This window comes from Methylophaga thalassica (assembly GCF_030159795.1).
Classification (GTDB): domain Bacteria; phylum Pseudomonadota; class Gammaproteobacteria; order Nitrosococcales; family Methylophagaceae; genus Methylophaga; species Methylophaga thalassica.
Window position 1 is genome coordinate 550634 of record NZ_BSND01000003.1, and the last position, 23472, is coordinate 574105.

Sequence of the window (23472 nt, forward strand, 5' to 3'; positions counted from 1 at the left end):
TAACAATGAATATCACACATTACTCACGAAACACGGGCGAACCTTTAAGCCAAGGTTTGGCTGATGCTGATCCAAAGAACAGCGGTCATTTTCTAATCCCAGCCTATGCCACACCGGACACAGTTCCTGAAGTGGAAGAAAATCAATGCGCCGTGTTTACCGATGAAAATGGCGCGGTGCCACGCTCACATAAAGAGGGCGAATGGAAAATTGTTGCTGATCATCGTGGCTACTTTGGCTATGACGCAAATGGCAATGAGCAACAAATATCTGAGCTAGGTATTGAGCCTGACGAGTCATGGACATTAACCAAACCAGAGCCACCTTTTGTGTTTGCTGATGCTGCGCAGCTTAAAAACAATGAGATAAAAAACGGCTTCCAGGCAGCGGTGCAAGCCATCACCACCACCTACACGCAAGAAGAAATCTCGACCTTTCTCACCCAAGAGAATGAGGCATTAGCCTGGCAAGCGGATAACAACGCTTTAACGCCTGGTATCGATTACATTGTGGCCAATCGGCCATCGGTTGATAAAGCGACATTAGTGAGCAGCATCATCAGCAATGCCACCACGTACAAAGACATCGTGTTTCCTGCTATGGGTAAAAAGCAGGCGTATGAAGACAAGCTTTATGCCTTGCAAATTCAGCATGAAGACAGCGAACAACCCGACGTCACTCAGGCAGATATTGACGCCATCATCGTGGACTTTAGCTGATGGCGTATTTAACTAGACCTGTTCGCTGGGCGGAATTAAGCGAGTCAGAAAAACAATCCTTTGGTAATGGCTGCGGCCCTGCCTGGTTTCCTGATTGGCTAATTAAATTACTGTTTGGCTGGTTTTTTGAAGCTTCATGCCGCCGGCATGACTTTGCTTATAGCCGTGGTGGTTCACCTAATGACAGGAAAGCCGCCGATAAGGGCTTTTATAAAGCCATGTTACGTGATGCCAAACGCTTAAGCAGCTATCAACGCTGGCTGGCCAGTTTAGTGGCCGTGGTGTTTTATCTGCTAGTGCGTTTGTTTGGCTGGCTGGCTTTTGAGTATGGGCCTTACCTCACTTTAAGCATGATTTATGAGGCGGAATAGTGAAAATCACCGTCACTCAAACAATCCCCATTTATGGCGTGGTTGGACACAAGAAAGTGAAAATTCCGGTGTTTAACTTCACCACCATTGATGAGTTTTATCGCGGGTTTTATCGTGATTTTGAGTGCGTGCCACCTTATCGCCGTGGGCAATACAGCATGCCGGCAAACCTGGTGGCCGGTTATGAGCAGTGGAAGCGTAACCATGTCTAATTGGTCACCCGTTGTACTTCACACCCCGACATCCGATGCCAGTGGCTTGAGCGGCAATGTGACATTGGAAACCATCACGCCATGGACGCTCGGCGCGAAAGAGGGCAGCGGGACAAACACCTGGTTAGCCTTTCCCAACGCGGTCACGGCGTTAGTGAAAAAACTCAATTCACAGCCCGTGCCGGCATTGTTTGTTTTGGCATTTACTGCGGGCAGCTATAAAGACCTGGCAGCGCAATGCCAAACTATGGCCGGCGCCTTTCCACTCAAACAAATTGAGCAATGGCAACGCCACGCTGAAAAGCTGGCCAACTTACAGCAAGACAAAATGCAGCTGGTTGATACGGAAGTGGTGACCGCCGGCATAAAACTGAACGCGGTACCGACCGTTAAAGCGCGTATGAAAAAAGCACTCAGCCAACAGGCCAAAGCCGCGGCCAGCAGCTTAACCAGTAGTGATCCATTATCTGCTTTGAATAGCTTTGAGAGTGAAAAAGCCGCGTTTGACAGTGCCACCGATGCCGCTTTGCCTGACTTAACCGGCGGTGCCGGCTGGCGATTTTATGCTGAAAGCGATATCGCGAACCAATTACAAACCGGCCATCCTGGTTATGAATATGCCTATACCGCATTGATGGCGTTTATCGGTCAGCCGGTGGATCTCGCTTATTTACGTGAAATGATGCCGGAGGACGTATGAGCATAAGGCTAGGTGGTGAAAAGCTAAATGGTAAAGACTTCAAAGTCTCCAGCACATTAACCATGGCCGGCGCGGATTTAAGTGGCCAAACCAGCTACACAGACACGGCTGAAACGGGTGATAAACCCAAACAACTTTCTGTGCGTTACAAGATCCCATTTAAAGATAAAGCCCACCTTCAGCAAGTCGTTAGACTGGCTGAAGCCAAAGATGCATCCGGCAATCGCATGGTTTATACCGTGGTGAATATCACCGCTGAAGGCATGGGAATACGCCAGGTAAAATTTGAGGGGGATCTGAGTGCCAGCGAAGATGAAACCCTTCAACTCTGGTCCGTATCATTCAAGCTCACCGAAGTACGATCGGTGCCTGAGCTGAAAGAGTCACGCCAGGAAGCCAAAACCGTCACCGACCAGGTGGCTACAGGCGATACCGTGGTTCAGGAAGACACCGCCGTGCCGGATGCAGTCGAGCTATCCAGCTTTGAAAACATTCTCAACTTTATTGATAAACACTTACCAGGTAGCGAGACAGCCTGATGCGGATAATCAAGCAAGTTTCCGTTAATGGCCTGTCTCAGCAACTGGTCGAGGACCAGGTGCGTGCCGAGCTGAATACACCAGGCCGAGCCATATTAACCTTGGTGGCCAATACGGCCATTCAAAAGGGCAAGCTGGTCACGTATGAAGTGGGCTATAGCCAACAACCTTCACTGCAGCGGTGGTTTATTGGCTTTGTTGATAGTGTGGTACCCATGGGGGATAAGCGGGTGAAATGCTTTTGTCGTGAGCTGTCGGCCGCATTAATCCATGATATCTCGCTGCAGCTTCGTCACGTGACATTGCGTGAAGTATTAACCGAGGTGAACAAACTCACTGGTTTAAACTTTTCAACGCCCGATATCGCTTATGCCAATACCAAAGTCTCGCACTTTTTCCACTTAGGCAGTGGGTATCAAATGATGGCCATGTTGGGGCGGGTGTTTAACATTCCCGACTATCTCTGGCAGCAGCAAGGCAATGGCGTGATTTATGTCGGCAGCTGGGCAGATTCACGCTGGGCGCAGATGAAAAACATTTCATTGCCACAAAAGCTGTTTGATCAGCAGCAGGCGACCAACTCGGCTCGCGTGGCTATCATGCCGCAGCTTCGCCCTGGTATGCGTATCAATGGCAACCGCATCAGTGAAATCACGCTCAAAGCCAATCACATGGAGCTGGTATGGAACAGCTAATGAAACGCATCCTGATGAAGCTTTTCCCCGAGCTGTTCGCCGGTTATCACTTGCCGATGTTTGGCCAGGTGGTCGGCGTGCGTGAAGCACCAAAAACGACCGATATCTGTGATGAGTTTCGGCCTAAATATGCCGTTGATGTTCAAGTATTAACGGAAAACGGCGAGCCTGATCCCAAGTGGGACATCCTCACCGATGTGATTATGTCGTTACCGGTGGCCGGGCATGAAATGGGCCAGTTTGCTTATCCGGAGGATGGCACCTGGGTGGAATTGGCTTTTGCCTATGGCTCACCGCAGCGGCCCTTTATTCGCAGTGTGTTACCCAACGGCCTCACCATGCCAGCGGTCGAGCGTGGTGAACAACGCTGGCAGCACAATCCAGCCTCATTTCAGCGGGTAGATAAGGACGGCAATTGGGAGCGTAAAACAGACCTGGCCATCAATGAAGAATCCCTCGAGCGATTCATCGAGGCGATGACGATCGTTGAAACCTATCACGTGGCTAACAAAGAAACGGCCACCAATGACACCGAGATTATCGGTGCGATTAAAACGATTAAAGCGTTTGGCGCCATTGTGGTTCAGTCAGGCGGGATATTGGATTTATCTGCCGTGGCTCATTTACGACTGACCACCAAAGCCGATGCCCTGGTGAAAACTATCGGCAAAATGCAAAGCAATATTGGCACGAGCAATAAGGTGACAGCTGGCCAAGACAACACGCTAGAAGCCGGCACAAAAAACCACTTCCAAGCCCCCAAAAGCTGGATAGGCACCAGCGAGGAAAACGGCCTGCGGTTAATGAGTGAGGTGGCTCAGCTCGTTATTCAACTGGCTGAAATATTGGCCCAACACACGCACCCAAGCACAGGGCAAATCACGCAGTCATCACAGGTGATGAACATTGCCACACTCACCACGGCCATAAAAGGCCGCATCGATGGCATAGCAGAATGATGATCACCGATACGACACACCGGCTGAAACAGGGCTAATGTCATGGTAATCAGCCAAAATAATGTCTGGTTCTTGCACCACCACATACACGCGGCGTTCATTGGTTTCTGGGTTTTTGGCCATAAGTCCGACCAGGTGCGTTTTCATATCGTTTGGGTACCATTTTGGCTTGCCCTCAAAGTTCAGCAGCATATAGGCATCATTCGGTATCAACACCCGACGCGGAAACCATTTATCCCAACGGCCAGCCAGCACGGCATCACGCTTAGCAGTAAAGCCAAAAGGCAACGCGCCTGGTTGATTAGCGTGTCGGCCCCAGGGAAACATTTTCGACGACTGATCAGGCATAAGCACAGGCAAAGCCGGACGAGGATGGCTGATATCGATGGTGTATTGCTCACCGTTAAATTGAAAAGTGACTGCCTGGCACATGCGAGAAAATATAGAGAACATTGTTTGTATGTTCAATCGATTTTTCCTAACAACACGATGAGGAACCCGCTATGAAAGCGTTTTTTGTTTGTTTACTTTTTATGATGATCTCGACAATGGCCATGAGTGCGGAACTCACCCATTTAAAATATCTGCATCCAGGCGAACCCATCTGGTATTCCAATGATGGTGAAACCTGGCAGCAGGGTGAATTCGTTTATTTTGTGTCATCACCTGAATGCGAAGCCACAGAAACCAGGCAAGATGCCACCAATAATCAGCAAGTGATTTATAGCTGTGATGAAGATGCGGGGCAGGTGCAAACAGTGAGATATCGCCACAGCACGGAATACGATGGCTTCACCATTAATTACGTCACCGGCGTTGATCCAGCCTTACCACCACCGACGAAAGCCGAGCTTTATGGGCTATTAACCCGAGTGGAAAACTTGATCAACACCAACTCAATACCCTCATTTTTCACCACGGCCAAAGGGCTCATCGATGACCGAATCGACATGCAACGGCGCGTTGAATTGCTGCGAGAACGTTTAAAAGCCAGCGATATTGAGTAACACCAGGCATGAAAGAAATACGCTGCGGCGCCTGTGGCCGTAAATTAGGCGAGGGCATTTTTATCGAGCTACAGATAAAGTGCGCACGCTGTAAAACCATGAATCATCTGAGGGTCAAGCACCCCGAACCAGCACACCACGAGTGTCATGAAAAAGAGAACACTCGTGAGAAAATACCAAACCGAAAACCTATCACTGCATAACACCGATTGTTTAAAACTGCTGAAAACACTCGATGACAACAGCATCGATTTAATCGCCACCGATCCGCCTTATTTTCGTGTGGTTGCCGAAAGTTGGGACCGACAATGGAAAAATGAAGCGGATTTTTTTGCCTGGTTAGATACCGTACTCGAGCAGATGGCCAGAGTGTTAAAGCCCACCGGTTCGCTTTATTTTTTTGCAGGCCCACACATGGCCAACAAAGTCGAAATAGCCGTTGCTAAGCATTTTAATATGCTCAATCAAATCATCTGGCGAAAGCCTTCAGGCCGTCATAATGGTTGCAGCAAAGAATCATTACGGCGCTATTTCCCCCAAACCGAGCATATTATGTTTGCTGAAAGCATGAAGCCGGTGCCTTTTGGTTTTGAACCTATTCGGGGCTATCTTCACCAGGCGATCATCGATGCCGGCGTGACACAAAAACAAGTCGACAATGCTTGTGGATGCAAAATGTCGGGCCATTGGTTTGGTAAATCGCAATGGTCGATGATTCCAGAAAACCACTATCAAACCGTTGAAAATCTCATTGGTAAAACGCTGAAGCCCTATGCTGATCTTTATGCTGAATATCGATCACTTTTGGATGAAAGCAACGCGGCCAGACGCACGTTTAACGTCAACAAGCATGTGCCTTATACCAATGTATGGGACTTTAAGGCCGTGCCGTTTTATCCAGGCAAACACCCATGTGAAAAACCGCTGGACTTAATGGAACACATCATCACCGCCAGTTCCTTACCTGGTGATGTGGTCCTGGACGCATTTGTTGGGGGTGGTAGTACGCCAGCCGCGTGTATTAAAACTGGCCGGCGGTTTATTGGCTCTGAATTAGGCGAAAGCGAATTTGATATGGCGGTGAAACGGCTCACAGAAATGAATCAGCAAGCCGCTTAATATTCACCCTGAACTTACCCGCTCCGCCATGGATGGCCAGTCGAGGCAACTCCTGGCGGGTAGGTTCACCTTTATTCTACGATGTAAGCTTGCCTCATAGGTTCTCTCATCGTGACATTACTGATGTCGGTGTTAAGTTCCTGAGCAACAAACTTCTTGAAACCATCAATATCAGGCTCGAAGATATTTTCTCCAGCAAATTTATTACCGTGTTTCTCCCAAAGCTCTAAAGTTTTAACTTCAATATCAGTCAATGGTTTCAATGCTTCAACTTGCCAATACCAGCTCTGCTCACCTGAATTGCCACCACCATCAACAGCATATCTAGCAATGGCTAATGCATCACCATTATTAATCTGCTCCAGATTCTTACCAAGAAACACATAAACGACTTGTACACGCTGGCTACGTTGAAAGTCTTTTGCTGCTTGAATAGCTGTTTGGGCATACTGTTCATAGCTATTGGCAGAAGGTGCAGAAATATTAAATTGTATGCGTTTACGACCTGAAAAACTGAAGTTATCAGTCGACAAAAGCTTATATTCAACAGCTTCGCTAGTTTCAGGTTCAGGGCGAACTGATGGGGCGGGAGCTTCTGTAATCGTGGTTGTTTTTTTGGCTTCAGGCTCTGAAATTTGCGAGGGTTTGGAATCTGAGTTATCACCGAAAATGGCAATCATCAACATTGGAACTATTATGATGCTGACAATCGCGGGTAATAAAATCCCTAATATCTGAGGGCCAGTATTGTAGCTGTCACGCTTTGTGAAGAAATTAACGATTGTTTTTCTAGTAAACCAAAAGCCAACAACCATCAAAACTAAAGCTAATACAGCTTCAAAACTGCTCATGTTCATACTTCCTTGTAATTGTGACCAAGCTCTCGATTATGGATCATCCGCGTTAACGTAGCAATGATGCGGGGTTGTGGTGACGGGCAATGGCTTATACACTCAACCACGGCAAGCACTCTCAAAAGTACATTTTTCTAATTTGATTATGTCGTCCAGGTTGTGAGTGCTTGCCTGTTTATTCTATGTCTAAGCTCATCAATGAATAAGTATCATCAGCCTTGTTATATTTCAGCTCTACCATATAAGTGTTTCTAACCGTAGCACCAAAGCTGTTTTGCGCATCAACTTTACCAACGATGATGTGTGTACATTCACCGATATAACTTGCCTGTATGCCAGCACCAACTGAGCCAACAAAATCAGCAGTAGAGGGTGATTTCAACCTGTCCCTAACAAATTTTTGAGCCATTGCAGCCGCGTGAAAATCGCTTGTACATGTTTTTTCAGCTCGTTGCTCTGGCGTTACGTCTTCACTGCATGTGGCCAAAATGGCCGAGCCAATTAACGCAAATACGATAATGCCAAGACAGCCTTTTGCCATTTCACCTGGTTTCATGCCCGGCGAGCTAACACCACAGTTAGGGCAGGTTTTTGCTGATTCGTCGACTTCATGTTCACATGATTTGCACTTGACTAACTTCGCCATTGAATTCCCTTTTCTTTGTTAATGTTTATTGATTATTGCACGATTAATTGTCGTTATCCACGTTTACAGAGATATACAGGAGTTGACAGAGATAACGCAGAGGACTATATTTTTCTCCACGTCAGCAAAATCTGACGTCAGGGTTTAGCAGCTCTGTTATTCAAGGACGCCCAATCAGCCGCGTCACGCGGTTTTTTTGTGCCATAATTTTATGGTGGTTGTGCGTGGGGAAGCCTTCGGGCTTGCCAGGTCCTTGAACTGGTCTGCTAACCCTGCGTGCAGCCATCACCCATATTTAGCAGTGTGGTTGATGGTTTAATTTTCAAGGAGATTAACCATGTCAACTCAGCAATATTCCCGCCTGCGTCTCGTTCAGGCCATTTCTCAAAATGACTCACTCTATAATCCAGAGCCTAATTATCAAGTAAGCACCGGCACAGTCTGGGGCTGGCGTGATAGTGATAACGCCCCCTTAGTTATCCAGCTTTCTAACGGTATCCATTTCGCCTGCCCAGGCATCAGTAAAATAGCCAGACAATCGGCCTTAGCCCAGGGAGCCATCGGCCAGAAGGTTGCCTTTTATCATCGTGGGTTTGATATGCATGGAAAGCCACTTTTCCCCGTGTTCAAGACCTTATTAATCGGTGATGAGGTACATGGCCATGAGTAATCTAAAAACACTAGCCAATCCATTCACCTTCAAAGGTCAGGATATTCGTGTAGCTGTAACCGAGCAGGGCGGTGTGTTATTTCATGCTGAAGATATTGCTGATGCGTTGGGGATGGATAGCAATACGCTGCAAGATGCCGTTCGTTTTATACCTGGTAACTGGCGTGTCGTTTTACCAAACACCGATATGATTTTCTTAACTGAGCCGGCAGTGTTCAAACTGATATTCCATTATCAGTCTGAGCAGGCGGTATCATTGGCTGAGTGGATAGTGCAGGACGTACTATCCACATTAAGGAAGCATGATTTTTTCGGTGAACTCAATCCAGCGTTAAGACTGGAATATTCCAAAACTATCACCGACCTGTTGCAGCAATTAACAAGCAACCGGTCGGGCCATGTCCGCGATGTATTAGTGGCAGAGCTGCGTGATTGCTGCAACCTGGTAGGCAAAGAGCTACCTGCAGAAATCAACAAAACCAGCATGCACTTCTGATTTATTAAGGATGAGGTATGAAACAATTGATAAGAGAAATGGAAGAGAAGGTCATCGCGTTACGTGGGGCCGCTCATGGAATTGCAGCATCGATGGATGATGAAACCATCACCAGTCAACAAGCATATCAACTGCTGAAAGCACTGGCCGATAGTATGCAGGAAATCATCGATAAACGTTCCATACCAGAATAAATCATCACTCAGCACGGGCCGGCTATTTAGTCGGCCCTTCTTTATATATAGGCCAAACATTCACTGGCCATTCTCACAAACAATAAAGACCAGGGCAGAATCTGACAGAAAATAATGTCGATGAATAGTGGCCAGTGGCCATCACCACCAAAGGCATCGGTGTCAGCTGCTGATAATGCACTGGCCAGGTGAACACCTGGTGAATCTACAGAGAAAAGTGATCAATACTCAGACCCATGGCCACCAAAAAAATCACAACGATCGCAAGCCCCCAAAAACACTCCTCCTCACCCGCGATGTTTTTGCATTTTTTTTGAGTTTTGAAATATGAAGTGCATCGACAAATATCAGACGAAAACAGCAAGGCAGCAGCTTTAAGGCGTCATCAATTCGATGTTTTTTTGTTCAAAAATTGCAATGAAGTCTTAATTATTGAAAATATTTACAGCCATTTAACAGCCACTAATTTTTTGATGATTTGTTTAATGTATTGATAATGCTTGATTTTATATAAAGGTCAAAGAGGTTCAAATCCTTCTGTCCCGACCAATTATTTTTTTGTTTATCCAAAGCAACTCAGAGCATCTGATTACGAACCACTTTGCCTTAAGGCATTGATGATGCGATTACGTTCTTCCTCTTCATAAAAACTTGGGTCATCAAATAAGTCTCTTTGCGGTTGATCAAACATCATACTGAGCACTTGCGAGCTGGTTTGAACCATCGGTTCGAAGTGGGCATTATCTCCACTGACAAGATCAACGACGCGACGGCGGCGATAGGCCGTATATCCGGCTAAAATTAATAATACTGTTCCAATATAGAGCGGCAGGCCTTGTGAACCAATAATGGTCATTAATGAACCAGCTATCACCGGGGCAAAAGCGCAGCCTAAACCATGAAGCACCAGCATATCTGAGGAGCCAGACACAATTTCGTCAGGATGGAGTTGGTCAATAAGCTGAGCGACGGACAGTGGGTAGATGGAAAAAGATAAGCCACCCCAGATAAAAAAGATGGCTAATAAGGCGGTTTGAGAAGGAATCACTGCCATGGATAGAGCAATAATCCCTGCTAATGCCACTACCCATGTAATGACTTTGGGTCTGTCGTGTTTATCTGAATAACGGCCAATAGGGATCTGCAAGGCAGCGCCACCTAGAATAGTTAAACTCATTATCAGTGCGATGCCACTGATATCGTATCCTAGTTCAGTGGCATAAATAGGTGTCATCGCCCAAAAAGCGCCCATTGCCAGACCTGAGAGAGTTGAACCAGCTACCGAGAGTGGTGCGATCTTTAATAAGTTTTTTAGACTACTTTTTGGCCTTTCCGAATTAATCATCGGTTGGTTTCGGCGGGTGAGTGTCAGTGGCAGTATGGCCCAACTAATCAGAATAGACACAATGGCAAATAGCAGAAAATTATCGGGCGTAGCGATATGCAACATTTGCTGTGCAATTGTTAAAGCACCTAAATTGACTACCATATAAAAAGCAAAAATACGTCCACGCTCATGGCTTGCAGCCTGACTGTTTAACCAGCTTTCGATGACAGTCATCAGGGTAATATAAGCAAGCCCATAAAAGAAACGAAGAACAATCCATACCCAAGCATCAATAAAAATAATATGCAAAAGTGTGGCTGAAGCACAGATAGATGCACAGAATGCAAACGTCCTGATGTGCCCCATGCGACGAATCAGTCTGCCACTGACCCAGGTGCCACATACGAACCCAATAAAATAGCTCGACATGATCAGTCCCATGGTGGCGCTTGAAAAGCCTTCATTTGTGCCGCGGAGGGTAAGGAGAGTGCTGATTAATCCATTTCCCAATAGAAGCAAAGCAACGCTCCATAAAATAGATTGAATAGGCTTAAGCAATGCAAGTGATTGCATATTGTTTCCTTTTTTATGCACCTTAATTAATAGTCATTGCACCAAAAATATACTTAAAATCTATTTATTATTGTTTGAAAATATTAAGTGCATGATCTTTAATAGCTTTTATATATAAAAATTATCGATTACAAAGTGATATGAGAATTGATGCAAATCATGAACCGTTATTTTCATATCGTGGATGATGCTAATCTCCTCAATCAATTTCACAGAATTTTCGCATCAAGCTGTTAGTATCAACTACGAACTATCCTTGTTAACAGTTCAACCACCCTTAGCCAGCTTATTCCCGATAAGCTGGCTTATTTTTTTCATAACTTTACATTCTTTTTCGCAACCAATATTTATCAGGTGTGTCATAACGTTACCTGAGACTATCGTCAATGGTGTAATTTCTACTCCTTGTTTTGAGAAGGCGGTGATGGTCACATCATCGCCTTTTTCTTATTTAGCAGTTCACTAAGTCATTTTCATTCGTTAATTCCAATGGATAGATTCGTTAATACTGCAGTCGTATTTGTACTGACGTTCACTGACCTGTACGTCAGTAATCCTATCTGCGTAAATCTCCTTTTTGGAGTAGGGTGGCTTCTGCCACCCTCTTTTTTTATACCTTGTTAAGTAAACTGAATAGCTGCTGTATGATTGACGCCTTCTAACGATATAAAAAGGCCATGTTTAGCATGCAATACAATACTCTTGGTAATACTGATCTGAGTGTCAGTCGTATTTGTCTGGGAACCATGACGTTTGGCGAGCAAAACACGCAAGCAGAAGGACATCAGCAATTAGATTATGCTGTCAGCCAGGGAATTAACTTTATCGATACCGCAGAGTTATATGCAATCCCTCCTTGTGCAGAAACCTATGGTGTAACAGAAGAGATTATTGGTCATTGGTTACAAAAAAGAGGCCGGCGGGATGACATCATTCTTGCCAGTAAAATGGCTGGTCCGGGCGGTGATTGGGTTTCACATATTCGAGGTGGTGGTACCCGGTTTAATGGGACAACAATTGAAACGGCAGTTGATGCAAGTCTTAAAAGGCTCAAGACTGATTATATTGATTTATACCAATTGCATTGGCCTGAAAGAAATACAAACTATTTTGGCCGATTGGGTTATCAGCAGGCGGCTGATGAGCAAAAGCTGACTCCCATTATCGATACGCTGCGTGGTTTGAAAAAACAAGTTCAAGCAGGAAAAATTCGACATATTGGTTTATCCAATGAAACACCATGGGGAATAATGCAATTTATTACTTTGGCTAAATCGATGGACTTACCTCTGGTAGTTAGTGTGCAAAATCCCTACAGCTTATTAAACAGAACGTATGAAATAGGTTGCGCTGAGATTAGTCATCGTGAAAATGTTGGTTTGCTGGCCTATTCACCATTAGGATTTGGTGTACTGACAGGGAAATATCTTGATCAACAACCTGAAAATGCTCGTTTGACACGCTGGCGTAACTATAGCCGTTACAGCAACCCTCAGGCCATTGAGGCAACTCGTCGATATGTAGAGCTTGCCCGCCGCTTTCAGCTGGATCCTGCCCAAATGGCATTGGCTTTTGTTAATTCACGACCTTTCTTAACAGCTAATATTATCGGAGCAACCAGTATGGAACAGCTTAGAAATAATATCGCTAGTGAAAAATTGATTTTAACTGAAGAAATACTCTCAGAAATTGAGCTGATTCACCAAAGCATTCCTAATCCTGCACCATAAAATATAAACTTTTTCATTTTTATTAAATATAACCAAGATAGGGACGACAACATATAGAGTGACCTGAGCATACTGACCATAAATTCTATGGTTTTATAACAAGGAGGGGCAATATGAGTTTTTTCGACAATAAGCTTTCTAAAGTTGATTTGCCTTTTTCTGACTTAGTCTTATATTCACTTTTCATCAATTCATTATTATTTACCAGTTTGCCACCTTTTAAATGACGACTGTCTCTATGCTTAGAAAGAGCAGTTTAACTATAAGATACGGCACTCTCTTATTGATATTGACCCTGCTTTTGATCGCTGTCGTTTTTCAATACAAATCACTCATTGATAAAGCAAACCAACAACAGCTTGAGCAGCTTGCTCAAGCTATATCAGCTAGTATAACCGTGGCAGATAAACCGGTTTCGACAGCTGAGCAAGGTGGTTCCTTGTCATGGTTGCGAGCTTACCCCTATATCAAACAGTCCATCATTTTTGATAAAAATGGAACGGGTATTTTTCGTTATCAAAATCTTAATACATCGGTTACAAACACCTTCATCAAACAAAGGCTCCAAAATGGAGTAGTCAGTGAAAAGCAGATTTATTCAGACTCTGATGTTATTCATTTTCTATACCCACTAGTAGAAAACGGAAGTGCTTTGGCAAGTGTCTATCTTTCAGTCGATAAGTATTTGTTTGAGGCACCATTCAAAAGATTATTCGATTGGTCCTGTATCGCCATTCTTGTCCTTTTTGTTTGTATTGTGGCGTTAGTCTGGTTATTCATAACGCACTATCTCTTGCCAATAAACAGTTTGAGCCTCCAAGTGTCGGGAGAGTCTGATAGCTCAGAGACCAGTATTGGACATATGCTTGAAAGACTAAGGCAAAACTTCGTCAAACTCAGCTCCGATAAGCAGGATCTGACAGAACAAAAACAGCAATTAGAATTAAGGTTGGCGGAGCAGCAAAAGTTATTAACTGATGCCATTAACAGACTTGAATACGATGAAGATGCTAAGTGCGGAATGATTAATGTTATCAGCCGGGAGCTGAAAATATCTTTGTCTCAAGTGATTAGTCATATTGAGCTGTTAAAGGTATATGTGACAGAGGCTAAGGCTCATGAAACAGTGAGTCTGATAAATGACTCAACGCATCACTTATTAGAGGTGATAAACCAGTTACAAGATTATGTGAAACTGAGTGAAAAGCAATGGACTCTTGATGTTAAACAGGTTGATTTATATCGATTTCTTAAGTCTGTAGTTGAGGCCAATTATGCCAAAGCAAATCAGAAAAAAAATACATTATTTTTAAATATGAAATGTTCTGGCATGGAAGTGATGCTCGACCCACATATGCTCAGAAATGTGCTAAATAATTTGATTGATAATGCAATAAAGTTTTCTAGGCAGGGGAATATTGAACTTTATGTCAGCGAATTTTCAAGAGATAAACAGCATTTTTTAACCTTGACAGTGAAAGATTCTGCTGGAGCTATCAATGAGAATGATAAGGAACGTATTTTTGAGCCATTTCAGCAATTCCCGTTGCATGATCAGCAATACTCAGGGCTCGGTTTAGGCTTAACTATTTATGCTCATCTCGTTGAGTTGATGAATGGCGAATATGGCGTGAACTCTTCCACGCAAGGGAACAGTTTTTGGTTCACGATTCCTGTTGATATTATCTCTGTGACTAATACGTCGCCTGAGGCAAGAGTTCAAATCAACCCACGCGGTGATGATAAAAAAACTAATCATGTACTTGTTGCAGAGGATAATGAAGTCAATCAATCTGTTGCTTTGGGCTTGTTAGAAAAACTGGGTTGCACAGTAACGTTGGTAGCTAATGGTGAAGAGGCAATAGCATCATGCAGTGAGCAGGCATATGACATGATATTCATGGATTACCACATGCCTTTGATGAATGGTGTTATGGCGACAGATCATCTACGTAAGGTTTTACAGATTACCACCCCAATCATTGCATTAACGGCAGATGCAAATGAACAAGTTAAGTTAGATTTTTATGCTGCTGGTGCTGATGATATTTTAATAAAACCTATCGAACTGAATAAACTAATTGATTTAGTTAATAAATTTTTAGGAAAAGCGATTGAGCCTGGTTCAGGATCATACAACAACAAAGAAGTTAGTGAGTTGAATCCTACCCTTAATATGGAGATTGTTGACGGTATAGGCGAGAATGGCGATGAGATCGTACAACAAATATTTCAGGTCTATATGCAACATACGCCTGATTTGATACAAGCAATTAAACAGGCGTTTATAGAGGAAAGCGCAGAACAATTATTTAAATCTGCACACGCGCTTAAATCAAGTTCATTGAATATCGGTGCCACAGCTATCGCTGAGTTGGCAAGAGAGATAGAACAGTTGGGTCGAGAAAATAATCTTGACCAAATTGATACATATATAGATAAACTAGATACTTATTATGATGAACTGACGTCACTATTAAATGGACAATGGCGGAGGATTTGATGGCAAATACCATCAAAAAGCAAGTGGTGTTAATTGTTGATGACAATCCAGTCACAAGGATGTTAATGACACAAGCTTTAACATCGACTGAATTACAGATTGTTGAGGCTGCCTCTGGTGAAGAAGCTATAGTTCAATTCACTCTTTACAAGCCTGATATCACATTACTTGATGTTTCCATGCCTGGTATGAATGGTTTTGAATGTTGCGCCAGACTGCGCGCCTTACCTAAAGGCGTAGAATGTGCCATTGTTATGGTTACGGCACTTGATGATGTTGAAGATATTGAGCAGGCATTTGAATCCGGTGCGACAGATTTCATTACCAAACCTCTAAAGTGGCCACTTTTCAAGCACAGAGTTCGTTATATTCTAAAAGCTAACAGAACCTTACAAGAATTAAGCCTTAATAAAAACAAATTAGCTAAGGCGCAATCCATTGCTAATCTGGTGTATTGGGAGTGGGATTTTGAGTCAGAGTTTCTTGAGTGCTCCTCAGATATGTTTGATATGTTGGGCTTCCCCAAAGAAATGAACCTGACCGTCCGATCTGCTCTGAAAAAAATACACCCTGAAGATCGGACAAAATTAATCATAGCGCTTAAGCAAGCCATCTATGAAAAACAGTCATACGATATCGAATACCGAATAATCCGATCTGATGGCAGTGTTTTGTTTGTGAATGAACGAACAGATATTAGCTTTGAATATGGTCAGTGGCGGATTGTCGGGACTTTGCACGATATCACCTCAAGAAAACAGTCTGAACAAGAAATTACCTATTATGCTTATTACGATACGCTGACCGACTTACCCAATAGGCGTTTATTCATTGAACAATTAGAAACAGCTATTGCCAGTGCAAAGCGACATCAGGCGCAATTTGCTTTGATGTTTCTGGATTTGGACAGATTTAAATATATTAATGATACCTATGGACATCACATTGGCGACGAAGTGTTATGCCAGTCTGCACAGCGAATACGTGAATGTGTGAGAGATTCGGATCTGGTGGCTAAAGCCAATTATGATACTGATAACCGGGTTGCCCGTTTAGCCGGTGATGAATTTACCGTATTACTTGATGATATAAGTCGAGTTGAGCAGGTTGCTGAAATTGCAAACCGTCTCATTGGTGCTTTCTCGGCTCCTTTTTTTATTAGTGAAAAACACTTACATATTTCGATTAGTGTCGGGATTACGCTTTACCCTAATGATGGCCATAATGTAGAGACACTGTTACAGCATGCTGATGTCGCTATGTATCACGCAAAAGAGAAGGGCAGGAATAATTATCAGTTCTTTTCTGAAAGCATGGATAACTACCTAAAATTACGTTTAGAAATGGAGAATGATTTACGGGCAGCACTGTCCGACGATCAGTTCGAGGTTTATTATCAACCTCAATATGATGCTGAAAGTATGGCGATTGTTGGTCTTGAAGCATTACTGCGTTGGCGTCACCCTACAAAAGGCTTATTAACGCCTGGCTACTTTATTGAAATTGCTGAATCAACAGGTCTGATATTGTCGATTGGGAACTGGGTATTGATGCAGGCTTGCTGTCAGGTGAGACAGTGGCAGCAAGAATCAGGCTGTGCATATCGGATAGCTGTGAATCTATCTGCTTCACAATTCACGCAATCTTACCTGCTTGAAACCGTAAGAAAAACCTTGGAAGACAGTGGTTTACCGCCAGAGACACTTGAGCTGGAAATCACAGAAACGGCCATGTTAAAGGATACCGCAGAGACGATTCCATTACTTTTCTCATTAAAAAAATTGGGTGTACGTCTGGCGATTGATGATTTTGGTACGGGATATTCTTCATTGAGTTATTTGAAGAATTTTCCTATTGATACCCTAAAAATTGATCGTACATTTGTGGAAGAAATTGTTACCAATAGTAAAGATTGTGCGATAGCACAAACCATTGTGCAGTTAGCCGATAACTTACAGCTTTGTACTATTGCGGAAGGTGTTGAGACAAGCGAGCAGGCTGACGTATTAAGAAAGTTAGGCTGTGCAGAGTTTCAGGGGTTTTATTTCAGTCATCCACTGCCTGTCTCTCAACTGAGTTTATTACTCAAGCATTAGCTTTTGTCTTTTTCGTCGAGAAAAGGTGTGTGGGTATCGATCAAGCCATCGTGCCTGTCTAACAAACCAATATCTAAAACTGGTGAGGCATCTATGTGCTGGGCATCCATCATTTGAGCCACACGCTTGAGGGCAGAAATAATCATTGTTTGCTCCCATTCCTGTAGATCGCCAAACTGGCGGGTAAATTGCTCTTGTAAAGGAATCGGCGCTTTTTTCAGGATTTCCAATGCACTGTCTGTTAGATGCACATGAACTTTACGTTTATCCGACTCAGAGCGCATACGATAGACAAGTTCACGTTTTTCCAGACGATCAACAATGGTTGTCACCGTTGCCTGACTCAGGCTCATTTCATTTGCAAGTTCACCAATCGTAATTTGCCCTTTATCTCTGAGGCTTTGTAGCAGCAAAATTTGTGGCGCGGTAAGGCTGGTTGTCTTTGCAAGATATTTAGAGTGCAAATCAGTTGCACGGATAACGCGTCTTAATGCAATCAATACTTCTTCAATTTGGTTCAACAGGTGATCCTTCTGTTCATCAGTCAGATCAAGATTATAAACTGCATCTAAATTTAAACCGATAGTTTTACTCATAATTTTCCATTTGATTAAAACAACGTTCAAAATCGGCCAATATAATTAGCTGTTGTTTATGTTTTACGGTGGCATAGATAGGGCTCAATGTATTTTTTTGCTCTACAGGTACCATATGTTGTAAATCCAGCAAGGTAATTTTCACGACTTCATCAACAGTAATACCAACTAAGCCATTATCTGATTTGATAATAATGATGTGACGGTGCTCATCTGCCTCATCAATTCCTAATAATTTCCTACTACTCACAATGCTGACTATCTCGCCTCTTATGTTCAGTACTCCTTCTATATATGAAGGGGCACCGGGTACAGGGACCGCTGCCATATAGTCGTGAACTTCCCTTATCTTACTTACTGCGTGTGCATAGGTTTCATCTTCAATCAGAAAACAAAGCCATTGTTTGTTGTCATGTAACTCTAATGTCATCTATTGAATATACGTTATTAATCTCGGGGTGGACAATATAATTATTTAGTGTACTATATATATTAAATCAATAACAGCCCGAATTATTTATACAACTTGCTGTTTATTATGAATTATAAGATGTCTTTAACTATTTACAGGCTTTTTATAAGTAAAAAAACAATAGAGATATAAACAATAGAGCTATTTACATAATGACTAACAATAAACCTGAAAAAGCTTCAATTACATTAAAAGAGCCAACAGCTGAAGACGGTGCTTCCGTCTTTGATTTAATTTCAGCCTGTCCTCCTCTTGATACCAATTCCATGTACTGCAATTTGCTGCAAAGCAGTCATTTTTCTCAGACTTCAGTGGCTGCAGAGATGGATGGAAACCTCGTTGGATTTATTTCTGGATACGTTCTGCCTAAACAACCTGACACCTTATTCATATGGCAAGTCGCGGTTGGAGAAAAAGCAAGAGGACAAGGGCTTGCAAGCCGCATGCTCCGTCACATCTTAGAACGTGATATCTGCAAACCCGTGAAATATATCGAAACCACTATCACTCCCGATAATCGTGCGTCATGGGCCTTATTTGAGAGTCTGGCGAATAAATTGAATACACAACTAAACCGTTCAGTGATGTTTGATCGCCAACAACATTTTGCTGGCCAACATGAAACGGAAATGTTGGTTAAAGTCGGTCCTTTTGAGCTGTAAGTCATTAATTTCTGCACATCTGGACACGAATAAAAAATACTACTAGGAGAAAAAAAACCTATGAAAATCTTTGATGAAATTGAATCAGAAGTTCGTTCTTACGCTCGTTCTTTTCCTCGCATGTTTAACCGTGCCAAAGACGAGTTTATCTATGATGAAGAAGGGAATGCGTACCTTGACTTTCTGGCAGGGGCTGGTTCATTGAATTATGGTCACAACAATGACCTGTTCAAAGAGAAACTTCTCGAATACATTAATAACGATGGGATTACCCAAGGCCTGGATTTACACACTCGTGCTAAAGGTGAATTCTTAGAAAGTTTTAATAACAACATTCTTAAGCCTCGTGATCTTGATTACATCGTGATGTTTACTGGCCCAACTGGTACCAATGCCGTTGAAGCCGCGTTAAAAACAGCACGTAAATATACTGGCAGAGAAAATATTGTTTCATTTACTAATGGTTGGCATGGTCAGACATTAGGTTCACTGGCTATTACTGGTAACGGTCATCATCGTGGTGGTGCTGGCGTTAGCCTGAGTGGTGCAACACGTATGCCTTATGATGGTTATATGGGTGATGATGTAGATACCACCAACTATCTTGATAAAGTACTTTCAGATTCAAGCAGTGGTGTAGACAAGCCTGCAGCTGTAATTGTTGAAACAGTTCAGGGTGAAGGCGGTATTAACGCTTGCTCAACAACCTGGTTAAAGAGCCTGTCAGAAGTATGTAAAAAACATGATGTGCTGTTGATTATCGATGATATCCAGGCGGGTTGTGGTCGTACTGGTACCTTCTTCAGCTTCGAAGAAGCGGGTATCTACCCTGACATCGTTACCGTATCAAAATCATTAAGTGGTTACGGTCTGCCATTTGCTATCGTGTTGATGAAACCTGAGTTGGATCAATGGAAACCGGGTGAACATAACGGTACATTCCGTGGTAACAATCCTGCATTTATCACTGCTAAGGCAGCGCTGGATAACTATTGGAAAGACGACAAATTTGCTAAAGAAGTACAGGCAAAAGGTGAGTACATTGCCAATCGCGTAGACAAAATTGTTGAGCTATATGGTGAAGGCAACTTTAACTCACATGGTCGTGGCATGTTCCGTGGTATTAACTGTGTGAGTGGTGAAATTGCTGGAAAAATCACCCATAACGCTTTCCAAAAAGGATTGATCATCGAGACAAGTGGTACCGATGACCACGTGGTTAAATTCTTATGTCCACTGACTATCACTCAAGAAAACCTGGAAAAAGGTATCGACATTCTTGAGCAATCAATTAAAGAAGTCTGTGCTAAAGCTGACAATATTCCAGAAGAAAAAGATTACTTCGAAGGTGATTACTCAGTCAGTGAAGAAGTCGAGAAAATGTCTCGTCAGTCTTAATTGCTTATAAGAAAACGGGTGGTTCGCCGCCCGTTTCTATTCCAAATAATAATCAAATAAGAGGAAATGAAATGCTTGTTAGACAACTTCAGGAAGCAGAAAAAACCGACCGTAAAATTGTTGATCCTAATGGTAATTGGGATAGCACCCGCCTGTTATTAAAAGATGACAATATGGGATTCTCTTTCCATATTACGACTATCTTTGAAGGCGCTGATTTCAGAATGCATTATCAGAATCACCTTGAGTCGGTGTATTGCATCAGTGGTGAAGGTGAAGTTGAAACATTGGATGATGGGAAAAAATATGCCATCACGCCAGGTACCTTATACAACCTTGATAAACACGATAAACACATGCTGCGTGCATTTAAAGAAATGAAATTGGCATGTGTGTTTAACCCTCCACTACATGGCACGGAAGTTCATAACAAAGATGGTGCTTATGAATTAGAAGCAGAGACTATTAAAGACTAACTTGCTCAGGCATCGATCAGGGCATGATCGGTGCCTACCTCAAGCTATAACAGTCAATGAATATCTTGTTCACTCGTCGTTTTGACGGTGAACAAGATACTAATCCAAAAAGGATGAAATAGAGAGAATACAATGAGTTTTCATACGGTAGAAAAAATCGGCGGCACTTCTATGAGCGACTATGTTGCGGTGCGCGATAACATTATTCTGAAACCGGTTCATCACGACTCGCTCTACAATCGAATATTTGTTGTTTCAGCTTATGGCGGTATCACCGACCTGTTGCTGGAACATAAAAAGACCGGACAACCAGGTGTGTTCGGCTTATTTGCAAACGGACTGCATGATGATAGCTGGAAACAAGCTTTAGCAGATTTAAAGCAAAAGATTTTCACTATCAATGAAAGTTTTTATAAAAAACCTGACAATCTTGAACGTGCTAATCAGTTCATAGGTGAACGTCTTGATGATGCTGAACGCTGTTTGGCTGATCTACAAAGACTTTGCCAGCATGGCCACTTTGAGCTGGATATGCATCTTGAAACCGTGCGGGAAATGCTCGCCAGCATTGGTGAAGCTCACAGTGCATGGAATATGACGCAGTTGCTTCAGCGTGATGGTATTGATGCTATTTTTGTTGATTTAACCGGCTGGCAAACAGACAAGCACTTACCTTTAGACGAACGTATCAAAATCGCTTTTCAGGATGTCGACCTCAAAAAGCAATTGCCTATCGTCACCGGTTATGCACATAGCGATGATGGTCTAATGTCAACATTTGACCGTGGTTACAGTGAAATGAGCTTCAGCCGTATTGCTGTGCTTACAGAAGCAAACGAAGCCATCATTCATAAAGAATTCCATCTCAGCAGTGCTGATCCCCGATTAGTGGGTGAAGATAATGCCGTACCTATTGGCCGAACAAATTACGATGTTGCTGATCAATTAGCCAATTTAGGTATGGAAGCCATTCATCCTAAAGCAGCCAAAGGCTTACGCAGAAACGAAATTGCTCTGCGTGTACGCAATACTTTTGAACCTGAACATGCCGGCACATTAATTACGGGTGACTATATAAGTGCAACACCCTGTGTTGAGATCATTGCCGGTTGTAAAGGGGTGTATGCGTTTGAACTCTTTGATCAAGATATGGCAGGTAATATTGACGTTTATGATCGTGAAATCCTGACGATGATAGACAGATTTAAAGCACATATTATCTCTAAAGATATCAATGCCAACACGATTACCCACTATCTCTCTGCCAATCTCAAAACAATAAAACGTATCCGTAATGCCTTACAAGAACGCTTTGTTGATGCTGAAATTAATCAACAAAAAGTGGCGATTGTGTCTGCCATCGGTAGTGATATGAAGATCCCGGGTATTTTAGCAAAAACCGTTGGCGCGCTTGCGAAAGAAAACATCAGTGTTTTAGCCATGCATCAGTCCATGCGTCAGGTTGATATGCAGTTTATTATCAATGAAGATGATTATGACGATGCCATCAAGAGCCTGCACAGTGTGCTGGTAGAAATTCACGATCATGGTAAAGCTATATGCCTCGCTTCTTAACGATTAGTTTGTTTATTGCACTCTTGTTACCTGTTCAGCTATTTGCGGCTGAACAGGTTCCTTCTGAACAGCAGATGCGAGAGTCAGTTGATAACCTAAAAGAACCGTTATATACCCCGTTTATAGAACGCTATGTGCTGGATGAGCTAAAACAACTACGCACAGATATGGCTGCTCAGCGGGCAGAAATGATTCAAATGACCGTTGATAAAGAACTGTCAGCCGCGGACAGGGCTGTCGGGTATGCAACCGATACGGTGACCTATTTTTTCTATCTTATTGCTGCAGCCTCATCAGTGTTAGTTTTGGTGGGCTGGTCATCTATTCGTGAAATTAAAGAGCGTGTTCATACACTGGCAGACCAAGAAATCAACAGCCTGATCAATGAGTATGAAAAACGTCTTCATGCTATTGAGCAGCAACTCAGTAAAGAAACACAACAGATCGAAGAAAATCGCGAGAAGATTGAGCACACACAAGAAGTGCAGTCCTTGTGGTTAAGAGCAGGACAGGAAACCAGTCCAAGTAACAAAATTGCGGTATATGACCAGATCATGGCGATAAGACCTTATGACGTTGAAGCCTTAACGTATAAAGCGGATGCTGTACTGGAGCTTGATGAACCACAGTGGGCGTCTAATCTTTGTCATCAGGCCTTGGAGTCTGATCCGGAAAATGGCCATGCCTTTTATCAGTTGGCGTGTGCCAATACCGCCATGAATCAGTTTGATGAGGCTATTCGTTATCTGAAACAAGCTATTCAGTGCAGTGATACCTATCGTGAACAGTGCAAAGATGATCCGGCGCTTGAGCCGTTGAAGTCACATCCAGAACTGGAACTATTACTAAAAAATACAGTTGAAAGTTAAGCCTCCTAGCGCGG

The 23472-nt window shown here is 43.1% G+C and carries 28 protein-coding genes; 21 read left to right on the forward strand and 7 right to left on the reverse strand.

All coding sequences use genetic code 11. From position 1 onward, the window contains the following. Positions 1–5: 5 nt before the first annotated feature. The 7 genes from QQL60_RS02865 to QQL60_RS02895 are packed head-to-tail and all read left to right on the forward strand — an operon-like array spanning position 6 to position 4195. Positions 6–719, forward strand: a complete 714-nt coding sequence (locus tag QQL60_RS02865; protein WP_284722356.1) for a hypothetical protein — start codon at positions 6–8, stop codon at positions 717–719. Further along, positions 719–1090 carry a phospholipase A2 family protein gene (locus tag QQL60_RS02870; protein ID WP_284722357.1) on the forward strand — a complete coding sequence of 124 codons (372 nt, stop codon included), beginning with the start codon at positions 719–721 and terminating at the stop codon, positions 1088–1090. The genes QQL60_RS02865 and QQL60_RS02870 overlap by 1 nt, the downstream gene beginning before the upstream one ends. After that, positions 1090–1302, forward strand: a complete 213-nt coding sequence (locus QQL60_RS02875; RefSeq protein ID WP_284722358.1) for a hypothetical protein — start codon at positions 1090–1092, stop codon at positions 1300–1302. The genes QQL60_RS02870 and QQL60_RS02875 overlap by 1 nt, the downstream gene beginning before the upstream one ends. Then, positions 1295–2002 carry a hypothetical protein gene (locus QQL60_RS02880; protein ID WP_284722359.1) on the forward strand — a complete coding sequence of 236 codons (708 nt, stop codon included), beginning with the start codon at positions 1295–1297 and terminating at the stop codon, positions 2000–2002. Before QQL60_RS02875 ends, QQL60_RS02880 begins: the two co-directional genes overlap by 8 nt. Further along, the gene (locus QQL60_RS02885; protein WP_284722360.1) at positions 1999–2541 is read left to right on the forward strand and encodes a baseplate complex protein; all 543 of its coding nucleotides are present in this window, start codon (positions 1999–2001) and stop codon (positions 2539–2541) included. Before QQL60_RS02880 ends, QQL60_RS02885 begins: the two co-directional genes overlap by 4 nt. Further along, positions 2541–3236 carry a hypothetical protein gene (locus tag QQL60_RS02890; RefSeq protein ID WP_284722361.1) on the forward strand — a complete coding sequence of 232 codons (696 nt, stop codon included), beginning with the start codon at positions 2541–2543 and terminating at the stop codon, positions 3234–3236. The genes QQL60_RS02885 and QQL60_RS02890 overlap by 1 nt, the downstream gene beginning before the upstream one ends. Next, positions 3224–4195, forward strand: a complete 972-nt coding sequence (locus QQL60_RS02895) for a hypothetical protein (protein WP_284722362.1) — start codon at positions 3224–3226, stop codon at positions 4193–4195. The genes QQL60_RS02890 and QQL60_RS02895 overlap by 13 nt, the downstream gene beginning before the upstream one ends. A 3-nt stretch (positions 4196–4198) precedes the next feature. Here QQL60_RS02895 and QQL60_RS02900 read toward each other — a convergent pair whose 3' ends face one another. Further along, positions 4199–4663, reverse strand: coding sequence for a hypothetical protein (locus QQL60_RS02900; protein WP_284722363.1), 465 nt, complete (start codon positions 4661–4663; stop codon positions 4199–4201). Between the two features lie 35 nt (positions 4664–4698). Between QQL60_RS02900 and QQL60_RS02905 the strand changes: the two genes are divergently transcribed. The 3 genes from QQL60_RS02905 to QQL60_RS02910 are packed head-to-tail and all read left to right on the forward strand — an operon-like array spanning position 4699 to position 6321. Then, the gene (locus QQL60_RS02905; protein ID WP_284722364.1) at positions 4699–5202 is read left to right on the forward strand and encodes a hypothetical protein; all 504 of its coding nucleotides are present in this window, start codon (positions 4699–4701) and stop codon (positions 5200–5202) included. Between the two features lie 8 nt (positions 5203–5210). Further along, positions 5211–5405, forward strand: coding sequence for a Com family DNA-binding transcriptional regulator (locus tag QQL60_RS15270; RefSeq protein WP_379007972.1), 195 nt, complete (start codon positions 5211–5213; stop codon positions 5403–5405). Next, entirely contained in the window at positions 5368–6321 is a 954-nt protein-coding gene (locus tag QQL60_RS02910) for a DNA-methyltransferase (RefSeq protein ID WP_284722365.1), read from the forward strand. Before QQL60_RS15270 ends, QQL60_RS02910 begins: the two co-directional genes overlap by 38 nt. A 71-nt stretch (positions 6322–6392) precedes the next feature. On the opposite strand, the gene QQL60_RS02915 is transcribed toward QQL60_RS02910, so the two are convergent. Next, positions 6393–7172 (reverse strand): DUF4875 domain-containing protein, encoded by a 780-nt coding sequence (locus QQL60_RS02915; protein WP_284722366.1) that lies wholly within the window; start codon positions 7170–7172, stop codon positions 6393–6395. 178 nt (positions 7173–7350) lie between these two features. Next, positions 7351–7821 carry a hypothetical protein gene (locus QQL60_RS02920; protein ID WP_284722367.1) on the reverse strand — a complete coding sequence of 157 codons (471 nt, stop codon included), beginning with the start codon at positions 7819–7821 and terminating at the stop codon, positions 7351–7353. Between the two features lie 337 nt (positions 7822–8158). Between QQL60_RS02920 and QQL60_RS02925 the strand changes: the two genes are divergently transcribed. Genes QQL60_RS02925 through QQL60_RS02935 form a run of 3 tightly spaced genes read left to right on the forward strand, consistent with a single transcriptional unit; the run spans position 8159 to position 9181 of the window. Next, the gene (locus tag QQL60_RS02925) at positions 8159–8491 is read left to right on the forward strand and encodes a hypothetical protein (protein ID WP_284722368.1); all 333 of its coding nucleotides are present in this window, start codon (positions 8159–8161) and stop codon (positions 8489–8491) included. Beyond that, entirely contained in the window at positions 8484–8987 is a 504-nt protein-coding gene (locus tag QQL60_RS02930; protein ID WP_284722369.1) for a BRO-N domain-containing protein, read from the forward strand. Before QQL60_RS02925 ends, QQL60_RS02930 begins: the two co-directional genes overlap by 8 nt. Positions 8988–9004: 17 nt before the next feature. Beyond that, positions 9005–9181 carry a hypothetical protein gene (locus tag QQL60_RS02935; protein ID WP_284722370.1) on the forward strand — a complete coding sequence of 59 codons (177 nt, stop codon included), beginning with the start codon at positions 9005–9007 and terminating at the stop codon, positions 9179–9181. Between the two features lie 589 nt (positions 9182–9770). On the opposite strand, the gene QQL60_RS02940 is transcribed toward QQL60_RS02935, so the two are convergent. Continuing rightward, positions 9771–11081: an MFS transporter gene (locus tag QQL60_RS02940; protein WP_273181998.1), complete on the reverse strand. Its 1311-nt coding sequence runs from the start codon at positions 11079–11081 to the stop codon at positions 9771–9773. A gap of 267 nt (positions 11082–11348) precedes the next feature. Beyond that, positions 11349–11513, reverse strand: coding sequence for a hypothetical protein (locus tag QQL60_RS02945; protein WP_284452115.1), 165 nt, complete (start codon positions 11511–11513; stop codon positions 11349–11351). Between the two features lie 254 nt (positions 11514–11767). Between QQL60_RS02945 and QQL60_RS02950 the strand changes: the two genes are divergently transcribed. The 3 genes from QQL60_RS02950 (at position 11768) to QQL60_RS02960 (ending at position 17410) form a co-directional block, all read left to right on the forward strand. Further along, positions 11768–12811, forward strand: coding sequence for an NADP(H)-dependent aldo-keto reductase (locus tag QQL60_RS02950; protein WP_284722371.1), 1044 nt, complete (start codon positions 11768–11770; stop codon positions 12809–12811). A gap of 238 nt (positions 12812–13049) precedes the next feature. Continuing rightward, a complete protein-coding gene (locus QQL60_RS02955) occupies positions 13050–15314 on the forward strand; it encodes a response regulator (RefSeq protein WP_284722372.1) in 2265 nt (754 codons plus the stop codon). Continuing rightward, on the forward strand, positions 15314–17410 hold the full coding sequence (locus tag QQL60_RS02960) for an EAL domain-containing protein (protein ID WP_284722373.1): 2097 nt from the start codon (positions 15314–15316) through the stop codon (positions 17408–17410). Before QQL60_RS02955 ends, QQL60_RS02960 begins: the two co-directional genes overlap by 1 nt. Here the strand turns inward: QQL60_RS02960 and QQL60_RS02965 are convergent. After that, positions 17407–18006 carry a MarR family winged helix-turn-helix transcriptional regulator gene (locus QQL60_RS02965; RefSeq protein WP_091711669.1) on the reverse strand — a complete coding sequence of 200 codons (600 nt, stop codon included), beginning with the start codon at positions 18004–18006 and terminating at the stop codon, positions 17407–17409. The two genes, QQL60_RS02960 and QQL60_RS02965, sit on opposite strands and share 4 nt — an antisense overlap. After that, on the reverse strand, positions 17999–18436 hold the full coding sequence (locus QQL60_RS02970) for a chemotaxis protein CheW (protein WP_284722374.1): 438 nt from the start codon (positions 18434–18436) through the stop codon (positions 17999–18001). The genes QQL60_RS02965 and QQL60_RS02970 overlap by 8 nt, the downstream gene beginning before the upstream one ends. A 194-nt stretch (positions 18437–18630) precedes the next feature. Here QQL60_RS02970 and ectA point away from each other — a divergent pair, with 194 nt between their 5' ends. The 5 genes from ectA to QQL60_RS02995 all read left to right on the forward strand — a co-directional run bounded on the left by ectA (position 18631) and on the right by QQL60_RS02995 (position 23458). Further along, positions 18631–19140, forward strand: a complete 510-nt coding sequence (gene ectA / locus QQL60_RS02975) for a diaminobutyrate acetyltransferase (protein WP_284722375.1) — start codon at positions 18631–18633, stop codon at positions 19138–19140. 60 nt (positions 19141–19200) lie between these two features. Beyond that, entirely contained in the window at positions 19201–20538 is a 1338-nt protein-coding gene (ectB, locus tag QQL60_RS02980; protein WP_284722376.1) for a diaminobutyrate--2-oxoglutarate transaminase, read from the forward strand. Between the two features lie 71 nt (positions 20539–20609). Continuing rightward, positions 20610–21014 carry an ectoine synthase gene (locus QQL60_RS02985; protein ID WP_091711673.1) on the forward strand — a complete coding sequence of 135 codons (405 nt, stop codon included), beginning with the start codon at positions 20610–20612 and terminating at the stop codon, positions 21012–21014. 132 nt (positions 21015–21146) lie between these two features. After that, positions 21147–22589 carry an aspartate kinase gene (locus QQL60_RS02990; RefSeq protein ID WP_284722377.1) on the forward strand — a complete coding sequence of 481 codons (1443 nt, stop codon included), beginning with the start codon at positions 21147–21149 and terminating at the stop codon, positions 22587–22589. Next, on the forward strand, positions 22574–23458 hold the full coding sequence (locus tag QQL60_RS02995; protein ID WP_284722378.1) for a TPR end-of-group domain-containing protein: 885 nt from the start codon (positions 22574–22576) through the stop codon (positions 23456–23458). The genes QQL60_RS02990 and QQL60_RS02995 overlap by 16 nt, the downstream gene beginning before the upstream one ends. The last annotated feature ends 14 nt before the right edge of the window (positions 23459–23472 follow it).

Coding starts and splice junctions, on each gene's coding strand:
- QQL60_RS02870 (WP_284722357.1), top strand. CDS start 719: ATGGCGTATTTAACTAGACCTGTTCGCTGGGCGGAATTAAGCGAGTCA.
- QQL60_RS02915 (WP_284722366.1), bottom strand. CDS start 7,172: ATGAGCAGTTTTGAAGCTGTATTAGCTTTAGTTTTGATGGTTGTTGGC.
- QQL60_RS02965 (WP_091711669.1), bottom strand. CDS start 18,006: ATGAGTAAAACTATCGGTTTAAATTTAGATGCAGTTTATAATCTTGAT.
- QQL60_RS02895 (WP_284722362.1), top strand. CDS start 3,224: ATGGAACAGCTAATGAAACGCATCCTGATGAAGCTTTTCCCCGAGCTG.
- QQL60_RS02940 (WP_273181998.1), bottom strand. CDS start 11,081: ATGCAATCACTTGCATTGCTTAAGCCTATTCAATCTATTTTATGGAGC.
- QQL60_RS15270 (WP_379007972.1), top strand. CDS start 5,211: ATGAAAGAAATACGCTGCGGCGCCTGTGGCCGTAAATTAGGCGAGGGC.
- QQL60_RS02990 (WP_284722377.1), top strand. CDS start 21,147: ATGAGTTTTCATACGGTAGAAAAAATCGGCGGCACTTCTATGAGCGAC.
- QQL60_RS02865 (WP_284722356.1), top strand. CDS start 6: ATGAATATCACACATTACTCACGAAACACGGGCGAACCTTTAAGCCAA.
- QQL60_RS02950 (WP_284722371.1), top strand. CDS start 11,768: ATGCAATACAATACTCTTGGTAATACTGATCTGAGTGTCAGTCGTATT.
- QQL60_RS02890 (WP_284722361.1), top strand. CDS start 2,541: ATGCGGATAATCAAGCAAGTTTCCGTTAATGGCCTGTCTCAGCAACTG.
- QQL60_RS02925 (WP_284722368.1), top strand. CDS start 8,159: ATGTCAACTCAGCAATATTCCCGCCTGCGTCTCGTTCAGGCCATTTCT.
- QQL60_RS02960 (WP_284722373.1), top strand. CDS start 15,314: ATGGCAAATACCATCAAAAAGCAAGTGGTGTTAATTGTTGATGACAAT.
- ectB (WP_284722376.1), top strand. CDS start 19,201: ATGAAAATCTTTGATGAAATTGAATCAGAAGTTCGTTCTTACGCTCGT.
- QQL60_RS02970 (WP_284722374.1), bottom strand. CDS start 18,436: ATGACATTAGAGTTACATGACAACAAACAATGGCTTTGTTTTCTGATT.
- QQL60_RS02930 (WP_284722369.1), top strand. CDS start 8,484: ATGAGTAATCTAAAAACACTAGCCAATCCATTCACCTTCAAAGGTCAG.
- QQL60_RS02880 (WP_284722359.1), top strand. CDS start 1,295: ATGTCTAATTGGTCACCCGTTGTACTTCACACCCCGACATCCGATGCC.
- QQL60_RS02995 (WP_284722378.1), top strand. CDS start 22,574: ATGCCTCGCTTCTTAACGATTAGTTTGTTTATTGCACTCTTGTTACCT.
- ectA (WP_284722375.1), top strand. CDS start 18,631: ATGACTAACAATAAACCTGAAAAAGCTTCAATTACATTAAAAGAGCCA.
- QQL60_RS02905 (WP_284722364.1), top strand. CDS start 4,699: ATGAAAGCGTTTTTTGTTTGTTTACTTTTTATGATGATCTCGACAATG.
- QQL60_RS02985 (WP_091711673.1), top strand. CDS start 20,610: ATGCTTGTTAGACAACTTCAGGAAGCAGAAAAAACCGACCGTAAAATT.
- QQL60_RS02885 (WP_284722360.1), top strand. CDS start 1,999: ATGAGCATAAGGCTAGGTGGTGAAAAGCTAAATGGTAAAGACTTCAAA.
- QQL60_RS02935 (WP_284722370.1), top strand. CDS start 9,005: ATGAAACAATTGATAAGAGAAATGGAAGAGAAGGTCATCGCGTTACGT.
- QQL60_RS02920 (WP_284722367.1), bottom strand. CDS start 7,821: ATGGCGAAGTTAGTCAAGTGCAAATCATGTGAACATGAAGTCGACGAA.
- QQL60_RS02955 (WP_284722372.1), top strand. CDS start 13,050: ATGCTTAGAAAGAGCAGTTTAACTATAAGATACGGCACTCTCTTATTG.